Source organism: Altererythrobacter sp. C41 (assembly GCF_016803135.1).
Lineage (GTDB): Bacteria > Pseudomonadota > Alphaproteobacteria > Sphingomonadales > Sphingomonadaceae > Pelagerythrobacter.
The window spans coordinates 1-13,239 of record NZ_JAEVFE010000010.1 but is presented as its reverse complement, the minus strand read 5'-3'; the positions used below and the strand labels follow the sequence as shown (position 1 = coordinate 13,239).

Here is a 13,239-nt window from a genome sequence, read left to right as displayed (position 1 = left end):
GTGCTTATATATAAGCGCTTATGTAACACAAGGACGGTTGGATGCTTGTTCCCATTTTGGCGCTCGCGGCCGCAGGTGCCTGCCCCCAGCAGGCAAGCGCGTTGGAGGCTGCAGCCAGCGCTATCGAAACGCAGTACTTCGACGAGGGCGCGGCGAGCAGGATCGCGCGCCGCCTGCGGGAGGAGGCTGCAGAAGCTCGGCAGCGCGCATGTCTGGACGAGGCTGCCTTCGTCGCGGAAACCAACGTAATCCTCGACAGCTACGATCCGCACTTCATGTTCGAACGGCCGGATAGCGACGCTGGAGCACAAGACTGGCTGATGGCCTGGCGTTCGGAAAGTCGGAACGTCAACGCCGGCGTTCGCGAGGCGAGCGTGCTTGAAGGGAATGTTGGATATCTGCGCATCTCGAGTTTCTATCCCTGGGACCTCGCCAAGCCGAAACTGGAGGCCGCTGCCGGGCTGCTCTCGGACACGAGAGGCCTGATCATCGATCTGAGAGGGAACGGCGGGGGCGACGCCCGCACCGCGCAGCATCTGGTCCGCGCCCTGGCGCCGGCAGTAGAGGCGGTGCAGACGATCGAGCGGCGCCGCGGAACGTCAAGCGAAAGTCTGCCGGCGATCGAGCTCCACCTTGGCGGGACTGCGCGGCCCGTTGCCATTCTCATCGACAGGAGATCCGGCTCGGCTTCCGAGTTCGTCGCTTACTCGCTTCAGGCGCTCGGGCGCGCCCTGATTGTGGGTTCCCGCAGCGGCGGGGTCGCCAATCTGGTCGGTGAGCCGGTCGAGCTCGGCGAGAGCTACGCCATCTCGATACCCGACGCGCGGCCCGTCAACCTGACGACGGGCGTGAACTGGGAAGGTTCGGGGGTTCAACCCGATGTTCCGGGAGGGGACGATCCGCTCTATGTCGCGCGGCGCGCGCTTGAGGACCGGCTTTTGCCTTGACGGGCGGCCTGGGACGCTCTCCGCTGGCCGGGCGGGGCGACTGCGGAGTACTCTAGCCGGTGGTTGACGCTATGCGCGAGCGAAGCGCGCGACGTCCAGAACATTGCCGATATCCTCGTCGATCCCGAAGGCGCTCTCGAACGCGCAGCCACTGGGAGAAGACCGCCCACGCGCTGCTTGTCGGCGCAATCCTCCACGTGCTTTATGCCGAAGAGGTCCCGCGCCTGGTGGACGCGGGACCGATCCGCCGCCCCGATCACACCAGAAGCGGCTCGACACGTCCGGCGTAGGGCACCTCGCGCCCGCCGTAACGGCGAACGCGAATGTTGGCTTGCTCGCCATGCCCCGCGAATCCCTCGAGTGCGCACAGGCGACTGCAATACTCACCAATCATCGCCGACGCCTGATCGGTTGTGACGCGTTGATAGGTGCAGGTCTTGAGGAACTTGCCGACCCACAGACCGCCCGTATAACGCGCTGCTTTGCCAGTAGGCAGGGTGTGATTGGTACCGATGACCTTATCGCCATAGCTGACGTTGGTGCGGGCGCCGAGGAACAGCGCACCGTAATTCGTCATGTTCTTCAGGAAGTAATCCGGGGCCGCCGTCATCACTTGAACATGTTCGGAGGCAATCTCGTCTGCGATCGCGACCATTTCCTCATCGCTCTCGGCGACGATCACCTCGCCGTATGTTTCCCACGCCTTGCGGGCATGATCGGCGGTCGGGAGGATCTGCAGCAGCCGCTCGACTTCCGCCATTGTTTCTCGGGCGAGCTTTTCCGAGGTGGTCAGTAGAACCGCTGGGCTGTCGGGGCCATGTTCAGCCTGGCCGAGCAGGTCGGTTGCGCAGAGTTCGCCGTCGGCGCCGATTTCGTCCGCAATGACCAGAGTCTCGGTCGGGCCTGCGAAGAGGTCGATGCCGACACGGCCGAACAGCTTCCGCTTCGCTTCCGCGACGAAGGCGTTGCCCGGGCCGACGAGCATGTCGACCGGCTTGATCGTCTCGGTGCCGATCGCCATCGCTCCGATCGCCTGCACACCGCCGAGCACGTAGATCTCATCGGCGCCGGCAAGCACCTGGGCTGCGACGATCGCGGGAGCGGGCTTGCCCTGGAAGGGCGGGGCGCAGGAGATCACACGCGGGACGCCCGCGACTTTGGCGGTGATGACCGACATGTGCGCGGAGGCAAGCAGCGGGTACTTGCCGCCAGGGACGTAACAGCCCGCCGCGTTCACCGGAATGTGTTTATGCCCCAGCACCACGCCGGGCAGCGTCTCGACCTCGACGTCCTGCATGCTGTCGCGCTGGATCTGGGCGAAGTTGCGGACCTGGGTCTGCGCGAACTCGATGTCCTTGAGGTCCTGGCTCGAAAGCTGGTCTAGGCAGTCCTGCTTCTCGCGGTCGCTCAGGGCCAGCGATTCGGGGTTCCAGTTGTCGAACCTCTGGGACAGCTCGCGCACCGCGGCATCGCCGCGCTCGGCGATGTCGGTGAGGATACGATCGACCGTTTCCGCCACGCTCTTCTGAATGTCCGCCCGCTGTTGCTGGGGCGCTCCGCGCTTCAGCCAAATGGCCATGTGTTTCTCCTGATCGTGTCCGTTGAACCTGCCGCCGGCGTCAATCGCGCGCCCAGCGCTTCTCGAAATCCCACACTTCCTTGAAGCCGATCTGCTCGCAGAAACGGCGAAAGTCGTAGAGCGGAACGGCGGGATCGGTGCCGGTGCCCTTGTCCCGAAGCGCCGTCAGCGCCGCATGCGCCGCGGCGGCCGAAGCCAGGCTGGCGAGCGCGGGGAAGATCGCGATCGAGAAGCCGAGCGCCTTCAGCCTGTCTACTGGAAGGATCGGCGTGACCCCCCCGGAAGCCATGTTGGCGAGCAGCGGCTGGTCGAACGCCTTGCACACCGCTGCCATTTCATCTTCCGAAACCAGCGCTTCGGGAAACAGCACGTCCGCCCCTGCCACCGCATAGGCTTCCAGCCGGCGCATCACGCCGTCCATGCCTTCGATCTGGCGGGCGTCGGTGCGGGCGATGATGATGAGCTCGTCGCTACCGCGCGCGTCACACGCGACCTTGATGCGTTCGACCATGTCTTCGGTCGATACGATCCGCTTGCCCGGCGTGTGGCCGCACTTCTTGGGAAACTCCTGGTCCTCGAGCTGGAGTGCCGCGACCCCGGCCTTCTCATACCCGCGAACCGTATGATGCACGTTCAGAAGGCCGCCGTAGCCGGTGTCGGCATCGGCAATCACCGGCGCCTGCGAGATCTCCACCAGCGTCGCCATCCGGTCGACCATCTGCGTCACCGAGGCTATCCCGGCATCGGGCAGGCCGTGGGCGGACGCCGTGAGCCAGTATCCAGAACCGTATACGGCATCGAAGCCGACGTCGTTGGCGATGACCGCGGTGATCATGTCCTGAATGCCGGGCGCGACGATGAAGTCGCCTGCGTCAAGCCGGCTGCGCAGCGTGCGATTTGCCATTAAGTAAGCTCCTGCGTCCCGATCCGGCGTGACGGCATGGGCGGGCCCGTCACGCTCGTGGCGACGGCCGCCGTTCTATGGCGGACCGAGCTATCGACAATCGACTCGGGCAGAAATGTTCGGCAGGCGAACATGGGTGAGGAGGCAATGGCGCGTCGCCGCCATTGCGCTCATCTCTCCCGTATCCGCTGCAAAGAAGGTGCAGGCATTTGGCGAGTTTGGCAGTGACGACGGAGCGCAAGCGCAGCGGCTGGGTAGTCGTGTTCGCATTGCTGCTGGTGATGACGATCTGTCACGGCATCATCACGTCCGGCCTTCCTGCGCTCGACCGGACGTTGCTGGAAAGTCTGAACGTCTCCCGTGCCGATCTCAAGCTGCGGGAGAGCATCTTTCTGATGGCCTCCGGCCTTTCGGGGCTCGGCATAGGCTTCCTGACGGTCCGTATCGCGCCGAGGACGATCGTGCTGGCCGGGCTCTTCCTGCTGGCTGCGGCGCTGGCCATTTACGGGCATGCACAATCGCTCGGGCAGATCTATGTTCTCTATGCGCTGCTGGGCATGTGCTACGCGAGCGCGCACGTGGTGATCGTCGTGTTGATGGTACGCCAATGCTTCGAGGAGCGGCGGGCGCTTGCGATATCGGTCGCGCTGTCGGGCACGAGCATCGGATCGGCGATCTTCCCGAATCTGATCGTTCTGGCGCTGGACCATTATCACTGGCGTGACGTGTTGGCCGGGCTGGCGATCCTGCCGATCGTCCTTTTGCCTATCGTCGCCCTGCTCCTGCCGCGCCTTCGCGTGGGAGAAACCCTGAGCCCTCCGTCAGCGACGCCGGCGCCGGCGAAGACGCACTACCGCCGCTCGCCGTTGGTAATAGGGCTGCTGCTCGTGACGATATTCGCCACGTTTTTCTCGTCGACGGCCTTCCTGCTCAACCTCTTCCTCTACCTGCAGGACATCGGCATGTCGGCGCATCTGACGGCGACCGGCGTCAGCACCGTCTTCATCGTGGGATTGTTCGGCAAGGTCCTCGTTGGCATGGCCGCAGAGCGTTGGGGCGTGCATCAGGTGTGGACGAGCCAGCAATGCATTCTGCTGGCGGGCGCGGCCATCCTCAGCCTTGCCATGCCGTCTGTCGCCTTCCTCGGTCTTGCGTTGCTCGGCCTCGGGTGGGCGGGCTGCTACGTCCTGACACAGGTCGTGATTTCGGACGTATTCGCAGGCCCTAACCTTGGTCGCATCGCGGGCGGCTTTATCGTATTCGAAGCGATCTCGTCCGGCAGCGGTGTGTGGATTGCTGCATCGGCCGCCGATCGCTTCGGCAGCTACCAGAACGCGTTCATCCTGTGCTGCGGCCTGCTGGTCGTTTCGATCATCGCGACCTTGCTGTTCCGGCGACTTGCGATCGTACCTGCCCCCGAGGCCACCGCCTGATCAGCGTTCCTGCGTTTTCAGCATATCCTCGCCAATCCGTCTGGCGGTCTCCTGCAATGGCGGCACGAAACGCTCGATCGCTTCGTCGAGCGCCATCGCAGCTGCGAAGAAGACCAGCGTCAACGTGCCCGACAGTTCATCGCCGATGAAGAGCGGAACCGCGATGGACGAGGTCTTGCCGGGATTGGCCGAATAGCCCGTACGCGCCACGGCGGCGTAACCTTGCGCCACGATCCGTTCGGCCTCACCGTGCTCTTCGAATGCCTTCAGCGTCACCATGTCCGCGCTGGTCCCGTCGGCCTGGTAATAGGCGATCAGCTCGCGGCGGACTTCGGGCGCCGAATGGGCGAGAAACACGCGGCCTGATGCGGATACGGTCAGCGGCACCTGCCAGCCTGGGTAGTAATGGTTGAACGTCAGCGGAGTCTGGGTGCTCGTGGAATCGCGCACCACCATGGCATTGCCTACGCGCGTGACGATGCTGATCGGCCAGTAGAGCTCCTGAGTGAGCGCGACGATATGAGGCCGCGCGGTAACGACGAGCTGGTCGTGATTCTGAAAGCCGTAGGAGAGGCCCTGCACGAGCGCGGTCGGCCGGTACCGCTTCCGGTCCGGCTCACGCTCCACGACCCCTTCGTCGACCAGGGCGCGCACGATACGCAGCGCGGTCGGGTAGGGCACGTCTACGGCGCGGGCGATCTCGGTCAGGGTCAGCGACCCCGTGCGGTTGATCGCACGCAGAATTGCCAGTGCGCGCGAGATCGACCGGATACTCCTATCCTGATCCATCGGTCCTCCAATACCGCTCCTACCGGAACCTGCGGGTGCCGCGTAGGTGCACAACCGCTATATTCGACAGGCGAACAAGTGACCACCGCGCAGTAGCACCCAGCGAACAACGACCGCATGCCACTGGCGAACTCGTCGCATCGCAAGAGGGTGGTTAGTGCAAGAGACGGAAGTAATTGTCGCCGGGGCAGGGCCGGTCGGTTCGGTGGGCGCCGCGCGGTTGGCGGCGATGGGAATCGACGTGATCGTCTGCGAGGCCGAGGCGACTTGCGCCCACGACCTGCGCGCTTCGACGTTCCACGCCGCCACGCTCGAAATGCTGGATGAGATCGACGCGGCCCAGCCGCTTATCGAACGGGGTCTGAAGGCATCCGTCTACCAGATGCGCGACCGGCGCACCGGAGAGTATCTGGAGTTCGATCTGGTCGAACTCGCCGATCGCACCCGCTTCCCCTTCCGTCTTCAGTGCGAACAGCACCATATGTCCACGCTGCTCACCGAGCGGTTGCCGGACATGCCCAATGCCGACGTCCAGTTCAACACGCGCGTGGTCGCCGTAGAGCAGGATGCCGATGGCGTGACCGTGACCGTGGAAACCGGCGGCGAGCGCCGCCAATTGCGGACCAAGTTCCTGATCGGGGCCGACGGCGCGCACTCGACGGTTCGCAAACAGATCGGGGTCGGGTTCGACGGATTTACCTACGACGAGAAGTTTCTGAGCCTGTCGACATCGTTTCCCATCGAGACGGTCATCACCGATCTGGCGCATGTCAACTACATCTCCGACCCGGACGAGTGGCTGGTTCTGCTGCGCGTCCCGGCGCTCTGGCGAATCCTCGTCCCCGCCGACGTCGACGACAGCGATGAGCTCCTCACGTCCGATACCCGCGCAGCCGAGGTGTTCGAGCGCATCGTTCCCGGTCATCACGTCGAGACGTCGCACCGGACGATCTACCGCGTGCACCAGCGTGTGGCGGAAAGCTTCGCGCGCGGCCGCGTCATGCTGATCGGCGACGCGGCGCACCTCAACAACCCGCTGGGCGGGTTCGGGATGAACAGCGGCATTCACGATGCGTGGAACCTCGCCGACAAGCTCTGGAAGATCCTGCGCAAGGGCGGCGATGCCTCGTTGATCGATCTGTTCGATCGCCAGCGGCGCCATGCCACCCGCGAATTCATCCAGGCACAGACGATCGCGAACAAGGCGTTCATCGAGCAGGGCCCCGGTGAATCCCATCGGAGCCGCCTGGATCGCATGGCCGCCATCCATGCCGACCCCGTACGGCGGCGTCAGTACCTTCTGCGCCAGGCCATGTTCGAAAGCCTCGAAGATGCGGAGAAAGTCCAATGACGGAACCTGGCGGTGCCACCCCCCGTAATGCCGATCAGCTCGGCTACCGGATGAAGTTCGGCGTGCTTGGACCTTCCACCAACACGGTGGTGCAGCCCGATTTCGACGATCTGCGCGTTCACGGGGTGACCAACCATTACAGCCGCATCGTGGTCAACGACACGAAGGCCGTTTCGAACGAGACTTTCATGGCGGGCGCCTGGGAGATCAGCGACAATACGATCGAGGCGGTGAAGGGCGTGCTCACCTGCAAGCCGAACTACCTCGTCATGGGCATGTCGGCGGTGACCTTCTTCGGCGGCGCTGAGGGCGCGGTGAAGTGGCGCGAGAATGTGGAGCAGGTCTCGGGTCTCGGCGTGTCTACCGGTTCCGAAGCGACGGCGGCTGCGCTCGCTGCCTATGGCGGGATCAAGAAGGTCGCCTTTTTCTCCCCCTATTACCCGACCGCCAATGCCGAAGTCCGCAACTTCCTGTCCGACCATGGATACGAGACCGTGCGCGACATTCCGCTGCAGTGCCCATCGTGGACTTCGATCGCGGAGGTCACGGAGCGGCGGATCATCGACACGTTCAAGGCGCTCGATGGCGACGACGTCGACGCGATCATCCAGTGCGGCACGAATATCTCGGCCATGCGCGCGGCCGCCGCCGCCGAACTCTGGCTCGGCAAGCCCGTGATCGCGATCAACACGGCCACCTACTGGCATGCGCTCCGCGCCAACGGGATCACCGAGCGCGTGCACGGCTTCGGCCGTCTGATGAGCGAGTTCTGACGATGCCCGCGCCGCAGATGATCGCCGAACCGCTCACGCGCATTCGTCCCTCGGAAATCGACTGGGAGCCCCTCGGTACCCACGGTATCACCCGCAAGCGCCTCGGGTATGACGAAGAGACCGGGTATGTCACCGCACTGGTGAACATTCCCGTCGGCTGGCACGGGGGCGGGGTCGCCCACTATCACCACGCCTTCGAGGAAGTTTTCATGCTCTCCGGCTCGGTGACGGTCGGAGGCACGCACTACTGGCGCGCGGGGGACTATTTCTTCCGTCCCGCGCACATCGTACATGGCCATGACGAACGGGCCGAGGAAGGCGCCACGGCGCTGATCCGCAGCGACGGGCCGCTCGCCCTCTTGCTCGTTCACGATCCCGCGGAGCCCGACGAGTACCCGCTCCCCAGTTACGACGACGGCCGCGGCCATCTCTACAGCCTCAAGGTCGAGGACGTCGAATGGCGCAGCGATGCCGCGTTCCCGGCCGAATGGCGTATCCGACCGCTCTCGGCGGATGAACGCACGGGGGCGCGGACGGTCATGGTGGAGATCCCTGCGGGCTGGACCACCTGGGGCTCGGTTCGTCTGGCGGCCTGGGAAGCTTGTGTGCTCGAAGGCAATCTGAAGGGCGAGAAGGCCGAGTTCGAAGTCGGCGATTATAGCGCGGGACCGGCGGGAACGGAGGTTTTCGGCGCGCTCTCGAGCGAGAACGGCTGCCGCTTCATTCTCTGGCTCTTCGCGCCGGAGCCTGTCGCCTGATGCGCGCCGCGCGCCTCTTCGGCCCCGGTGACCTGCGGGTCGTCGATGCCCCCGTGCCGCGACCGGCACGGGGAGAGGTGCTCGTGCGCGTCATGAGCTATGCGCCCTACGGGACTGACGTCGGCACGTACCTTAACCGGCACGGCCGCTACGTCTCGGCCTATCCGGTGGGGATCGGCGCCGACTTCTCCGGCGTGGTCGAGGAATGTGGGCCGGGCGTCGAGGGGTATCAGCCCGGCGACCGGGTGGCTGCGTTGGCGCTCGACCATTGCGGTGACTGTGCGAACTGTAGCCAGGGGCGCACCAATCTGTGCCTCGATCCGAACTTCGCGAAGCTGGTCCGTCAGACGTGCTGCGAGGAATACACGCTCGTGTCCGCGCGAAAGCTCGCGGTGCTGCCCGACGCCGTGACGTTCGACGATGCCGCGATGCTGGCCGGCGTCGTCGATGCGCTCAACGCCTACGAGCAGATGGGATTGCGCGAGGGCGATACCGTGGCGGTGATCGGCGTAGGCGCGATGGGCTTGGGCGCGATCGCCACTGCGACAGCGCTCGGCCTGGCCGTCACCGCGCTGGGCGGAACCGGACGGCGGTGCGAGCTCGCGGAAGGATTGGGTGCCGCGGTTCTTTCCATCGCACAGCACGGCGAGGACTTGACCGAGCGCGCCCATGCCAGCCGCCCGGGCGGATTCCCGGCAATCATCGAGACGACTGCCTCCGACTGGGGCATCGCGCAGGCGTTCGCGATCGCGGCGCCCGGCGGCATCGTCGCGTTGACCGGCGGGGGACAACTGCCGCTGACGAGCTGGGACGTCGTCGATCGCGAGTTGCGGATTGTCGGGGTGCGTGCCGGCCATCATCAGGCCCAGGCGCTGGACCTGATCGCCAGCGGCAAGCTTAGCCTGCGATCGACGATCAGCGGCCGGTTCCCCCTCGAACGGGTCGCAGATGCCTTCGCCCAGTTGGCGGGCGAGGGGGCAAAGGACATCGGGCGCTTCATCATCGACGTCGGCGGTGCACGATGAGCGGGCGAACCCTCTATCGGAAGCTGTGGGACACCCACGTCGTTCGCGATTACGGCGACGGTTCGGCGCTGCTTTACGTCGACCGGCATCTCCTGCAGGAAACCAGCACGCACCAGTCGTTCGTCGGGCTCCGCGAAGCAGGGCGCGTCGCCCGTCGTACGGAAACGCATCTGGCCGTTCCCGACCATGGCGTGCCCACCACCGATCGTTCCGCGCCCATCGCCGACGGCCTCGCCGCGGCACAGGTCGAGGCACTGAAAGTCAATGCCCGGGATTTCGGCATCGCTCACATCGATCTGGACGACGCGCGGCAGGGCATCGTCCATGTTATCGGGCCCGAACGGGGCTTCACATTGCCCGGGATCACGCTTGCCTGCGGAGATAGCCATACCTCGACTCACGGCGCGTTCGGTGCGCTGGCGTTCGGCATCGGCGCGAGCGATTGCGCAACGGTGGTCGCGACGCAGTGCCTGGTCCAGCAGCGCGCGAAGACGCTGGAAGTCCGGCTGGAAGGACGCCCCGGCCAATGGGTCGGGGCGAAAGATTATGCGCTCGCACTGATCGGTCGTCATGGCACAGGCTTCGCGACGGGCCATGCTATCGAATATCGGGGCAGGGCGGTCGACGCGATGACGATGGCTGCGCGTATGACGCTTTGCAACATGTCGATCGAAGCCGGCGCCCGCGTCGGAATGATCGCGCCGGACGAGACGACGTTCGCATGGCTGGAAGGACGACCCCATGCGCCTCGCGGCAAGATGTGGGAGCATGCGCTCGATTACTGGCGCACGCTGCCGAGCGACGGCGACGCATCATACGACCGCACGATCGAGCTGGATGTCGAAGGCCTCGCGCCGCAGGTGACATGGGGCACGAGTCCCCAGGACGCGCTGTCGATCGAAGGGCGCGTGCCTCATCCGGACGACGCGCCGGACCGGGGCGAAGCGGAGCGGCGGCGGCGCGCCCTCGACTACATGGGTCTTGCCGCTGGCATGGCGCTGCAGGACATCGTGATCGACCGCGCCTTCATCGGCTCGTGCACCAACGGTCGGATCGAGGACTTGCGCGCGGCGGCGGACGTCGCACAAGGACGTCGGGTCTCTTCTCGCGTCCGTGCCATCGTCGTGCCCGGGTCTACCGGGGTCAAACGCCAGGCCGAAGCGGAGGGGCTGGACCGCATCTTCCTCGATGCCGGCTTCGAATGGCGCCATTCGGGATGTTCGATGTGCGTCGCGATGAACGCGGATCGGCTCGAAGCAGGCGAGCGCTGTGCCTCAACCTCCAACCGCAACTTCGAAGGCCGGCAGGGACGAGGTGGCCGAACGCATCTGATGAGCCCTGCGATGGCCGCTGCGGCCGCAATCGCCGGCCATCTCGTCGACGTGCGGGAGATGGCGTCGTGACCCCCTTCTGCCGCTTGCGCTCGCATGCCCTGCCGTTCCTCGAAGATCGCGTAGACACCGACGTCATCTTTCCAGCCCGATTCCTGCTGCTGATGCAGCGTGGCGACATGGGTCGCTATTTCTTTCACGATCGGCGGATCGATCCCGATGGAGGCGCAATCGACGGCAATCCATTTGACGATCCGCGCCACGCGGGCGCGCAGATCATGCTGGCGGGCGCCGATTTCGGCAGCGGGTCGAGCCGCGAGCAGGCGGTGTGGGCGCTTACGGGATTCGGTATCCGGTGTGTGATCGCGGAGAGCTTCGGAGAGATCTTTGCCGCCAACTGCCTGCGAAATGGCGTGCTCGCGATCGTGCAGCCGCGCGCAGTCGTCGAACGGCTTGCCATCCTGGAGAGCCCGCTCGAGATCGACCTCGAAGCGCAGACGATCGGTGCCGACGGGGAAAGCATACCGTTCGACATCGCCCCGAGCCACCGCGAACGGCTGCTCAAGGGCTGGGACGACATCGACCTGATCATGGAACACGAAGGCGCGCGCATCGCGGTCTTCGAGGCGCAGCAGCGCCAAGTTCAACCCTGGTTGTACGGAGCCGACGCATGAGTGACGATCTCACCGAGAACTACAAGCGTGCCTTCGGCCGGCGGGTCGGCTTCGGCGCTCGCCCGGCGTTGATCCTGATCGATCTCGTCCGTGCATATTACGATCCTGAGTGCGATCTTTACATGGGCTCCAGTGCTTCGCTGGAATCGGCGCTTCGCGTGCGGGAGGCGGCGAGTGCCGCCGGTGTTCCGGTCATCCTCACCAATGTCGTCTACCATCCTTCGGCCATCGACGGCGGGCGGTTCTTCGAGAAATCGAAGCCGCTGCGCTACTTCCTCCAGGGCGAACCGATGGGCGACTGGGCAAAGGGGCTGGAACCGCGTTCCGAGGAACTGGTCATCTCGAAGCAGTATCCCAGCGCCTTCTTCGGCACGTCGCTTGCCTCTACGCTCACGGCGCTGGGCATCGACAGCGTGCTGCTGACGGGCGTTTCCACCAGCGGCTGTGTGCGGGCGACGTGCGTGGATGCGATGTCGCATGGTTTCCGTACCGCCGTGATCGCCGACGCCTGCGGCGACCGCCATCCCGGGCCCCACCGCGCGAACCTGTTCGACATGGAGGCGAAGTATGCCGACGTGGTGAACGAGACGGAGGTGGTCGAGTTCCTTTCCACTCTGGGCCCACGAACGTGACGGTTGGAAGCGTCGAGATCGTCGAGGTTGCGCCGCGTGACGGACTGCAGAACGAGAAGCAGCCCTTCACCACAGCGCAGAAGATCGAGCTGATTCAGCGCATGATTGCGGCTGGTGCGCGACGCATCGAGGTCGCGAGCTTCGTGCGCGCCGACCGGGTGCCTCAAATGGCGGATGCCGAGGCGGTGATCGAAGGGCTGCAGGTCCCCGATGAAGTCACGACGATTGGCCTCGTCATGAATAAGAAGGGAGCGCTGCGTGCGCTCGCCACTTCGGTGAAGGAAATCGGTGCGGTCTGCGTCGCGACCGATAGCTTCGCCGGGCGCAACCAAGGGCAGACTTCGCTCGAGTCCGCCGAGATGGCGGCCGACGTCGTCCGCTTCGCACGCGCGGCGGGGCGGGCCGCACAGGTCACGATCGGCGCCGCGTTCGGCTGTCCCTTCGAAGGGGAGGTCGATCCCGAGCACGTGGTGGCGATCGCCACGCGGATCGCGGCGGCCGATCCGATCGAGATCGCGCTAGCCGACACCATCGGCGTGGCCGTGCCCGCGCAGGTTCACGCGCTGGTCGCAGCGGTTTGCGCGGCCGTCACGCCGCTGCCGGTTCGTGTCCATCTCCACAACACGCGCAACACCGGCATCGCCAACGCGTGGGCCGCGGTGGAAGCGGGTGCGACGACGCTCGACGCCTCACTCGGCGGAATCGGGGGATGTCCCTTCGCGCCCAGCGCCACCGGCAACATCGCGACAGAAGACCTCCTCTACATGCTCGGTCGCTCCGGTATCGCGACCGGATACGATCTCGAGCGCACGATCGAGGCTGCGCACTGGCTGGCGGGTGAGATGGATGGGCCGTTGCCTGCCGTTGTCAGTCGCGCCGGCCCATTTCCGAACACGAAGGCATAAGGACGAAACCATGACATATCGTCTTGGAGTGGATGTAGGCGGGACTTTCACCGACCTGTTGTTGTTTAACGAGGTGACGGGCGAGTTTTGGCGTCACAAGACGCCGTCGACGCCGTCGGACAGTTCGGAAGGCATTTT

14 protein-coding genes are annotated in these 13,239 nt (G+C 65.1%); 11 read left to right on the top strand and 3 right to left on the bottom strand.

Translation table 11 applies throughout. The features are described from left to right. The first annotated feature begins 41 nt into the window (after positions 1 to 41). Positions 42 to 947 carry a S41 family peptidase gene (locus tag JNO53_RS13565; protein WP_203112435.1) on the top strand — a complete coding sequence of 302 codons (906 nt, stop codon included), beginning with the start codon at positions 42 to 44 and terminating at the stop codon, positions 945 to 947. A gap of 256 nt (positions 948 to 1,203) precedes the next feature. On the opposite strand, the gene hisD is transcribed toward JNO53_RS13565, so the two are convergent. Continuing rightward, on the bottom strand, positions 1,204 to 2,526 hold the full coding sequence (gene hisD, locus JNO53_RS13560; protein WP_203112434.1) for a histidinol dehydrogenase: 1,323 nt from the start codon (positions 2,524 to 2,526) through the stop codon (positions 1,204 to 1,206). A 40-nt stretch (positions 2,527 to 2,566) separates the two neighbouring features. Next, a complete protein-coding gene (locus JNO53_RS13555; protein ID WP_203112432.1) occupies positions 2,567 to 3,430 on the bottom strand; it encodes an isocitrate lyase/PEP mutase family protein in 864 nt (287 codons plus the stop codon). Between the two features lie 224 nt (positions 3,431 to 3,654). Here JNO53_RS13555 and JNO53_RS13550 point away from each other — a divergent pair, with 224 nt between their 5' ends. Then, positions 3,655 to 4,863 carry an MFS transporter gene (locus tag JNO53_RS13550; protein ID WP_338015365.1) on the top strand — a complete coding sequence of 403 codons (1,209 nt, stop codon included), beginning with the start codon at positions 3,655 to 3,657 and terminating at the stop codon, positions 4,861 to 4,863. Here the strand turns inward: JNO53_RS13550 and JNO53_RS13545 are convergent, their stop codons facing one another. After that, positions 4,864 to 5,652, bottom strand: a complete 789-nt coding sequence (locus tag JNO53_RS13545) for a helix-turn-helix domain-containing protein (protein WP_203112427.1) — start codon at positions 5,650 to 5,652, stop codon at positions 4,864 to 4,866. A 157-nt stretch (positions 5,653 to 5,809) separates the two neighbouring features. On the opposite strand from JNO53_RS13545, the gene JNO53_RS13540 reads away from it, so the two are divergent. The 9 genes from JNO53_RS13540 to JNO53_RS15480 form a co-directional block, all read left to right on the top strand. Continuing rightward, positions 5,810 to 7,003 carry an FAD-dependent monooxygenase gene (locus JNO53_RS13540; RefSeq protein ID WP_203112424.1) on the top strand — a complete coding sequence of 398 codons (1,194 nt, stop codon included), beginning with the start codon at positions 5,810 to 5,812 and terminating at the stop codon, positions 7,001 to 7,003. Continuing rightward, positions 7,000 to 7,776, top strand: a complete 777-nt coding sequence (locus tag JNO53_RS13535; protein WP_203112420.1) for a maleate cis-trans isomerase family protein — start codon at positions 7,000 to 7,002, stop codon at positions 7,774 to 7,776. Before JNO53_RS13540 ends, JNO53_RS13535 begins: the two co-directional genes overlap by 4 nt. 2 nt (positions 7,777 to 7,778) lie before the next feature. Further along, on the top strand, positions 7,779 to 8,534 hold the full coding sequence (locus JNO53_RS13530; protein WP_203112418.1) for a cupin domain-containing protein: 756 nt from the start codon (positions 7,779 to 7,781) through the stop codon (positions 8,532 to 8,534). Beyond that, complete coding sequence (locus JNO53_RS13525) at positions 8,534 to 9,559, top strand: zinc-dependent alcohol dehydrogenase (RefSeq protein WP_203112415.1); 1,026 nt, start codon at positions 8,534 to 8,536, stop codon at positions 9,557 to 9,559. The genes JNO53_RS13530 and JNO53_RS13525 overlap by 1 nt, the downstream gene beginning before the upstream one ends. Beyond that, positions 9,556 to 10,962, top strand: a complete 1,407-nt coding sequence (leuC, locus tag JNO53_RS13520; protein ID WP_203112412.1) for a 3-isopropylmalate dehydratase large subunit — start codon at positions 9,556 to 9,558, stop codon at positions 10,960 to 10,962. Before JNO53_RS13525 ends, leuC begins: the two co-directional genes overlap by 4 nt. Then, complete coding sequence (leuD, locus tag JNO53_RS13515; RefSeq protein ID WP_203112409.1) at positions 10,959 to 11,564, top strand: 3-isopropylmalate dehydratase small subunit; 606 nt, start codon at positions 10,959 to 10,961, stop codon at positions 11,562 to 11,564. The genes leuC and leuD overlap by 4 nt, the downstream gene beginning before the upstream one ends. Then, positions 11,561 to 12,196: an isochorismatase family protein gene (locus JNO53_RS13510; RefSeq protein WP_203112406.1), complete on the top strand. Its 636-nt coding sequence runs from the start codon at positions 11,561 to 11,563 to the stop codon at positions 12,194 to 12,196. The genes leuD and JNO53_RS13510 overlap by 4 nt, the downstream gene beginning before the upstream one ends. Then, on the top strand, positions 12,193 to 13,101 hold the full coding sequence (locus JNO53_RS13505; protein ID WP_203112404.1) for a hydroxymethylglutaryl-CoA lyase: 909 nt from the start codon (positions 12,193 to 12,195) through the stop codon (positions 13,099 to 13,101). The genes JNO53_RS13510 and JNO53_RS13505 overlap by 4 nt, the downstream gene beginning before the upstream one ends. Before the next feature lie 10 nt (positions 13,102 to 13,111). Then, on the top strand, positions 13,112 to 13,239 hold a 128-nt coding region (locus tag JNO53_RS15480; protein WP_203110947.1), incomplete at its 3' end, for a hydantoinase/oxoprolinase N-terminal domain-containing protein.

Excerpts from the sequence above, each read along its gene's own strand:
- JNO53_RS13565 (WP_203112435.1), top strand. The coding sequence starts at position 42 with ATGCTTGTTCCCATTTTGGCGCTCGCGGCCGCAGGTGCCTGCCCCCAG.
- hisD (WP_203112434.1), bottom strand. The coding sequence starts at position 2,526 with ATGGCCATTTGGCTGAAGCGCGGAGCGCCCCAGCAACAGCGGGCGGAC.
- JNO53_RS13555 (WP_203112432.1), bottom strand. The coding sequence starts at position 3,430 with ATGGCAAATCGCACGCTGCGCAGCCGGCTTGACGCAGGCGACTTCATC.
- JNO53_RS13545 (WP_203112427.1), bottom strand. The coding sequence starts at position 5,652 with ATGGATCAGGATAGGAGTATCCGGTCGATCTCGCGCGCACTGGCAATT.
- JNO53_RS13535 (WP_203112420.1), top strand. The coding sequence starts at position 7,000 with ATGACGGAACCTGGCGGTGCCACCCCCCGTAATGCCGATCAGCTCGGC.
- JNO53_RS13530 (WP_203112418.1), top strand. The coding sequence starts at position 7,779 with ATGCCCGCGCCGCAGATGATCGCCGAACCGCTCACGCGCATTCGTCCC.
- JNO53_RS13525 (WP_203112415.1), top strand. The coding sequence starts at position 8,534 with ATGCGCGCCGCGCGCCTCTTCGGCCCCGGTGACCTGCGGGTCGTCGAT.
- leuC (WP_203112412.1), top strand. The coding sequence starts at position 9,556 with ATGAGCGGGCGAACCCTCTATCGGAAGCTGTGGGACACCCACGTCGTT.
- JNO53_RS13510 (WP_203112406.1), top strand. The coding sequence starts at position 11,561 with ATGAGTGACGATCTCACCGAGAACTACAAGCGTGCCTTCGGCCGGCGG.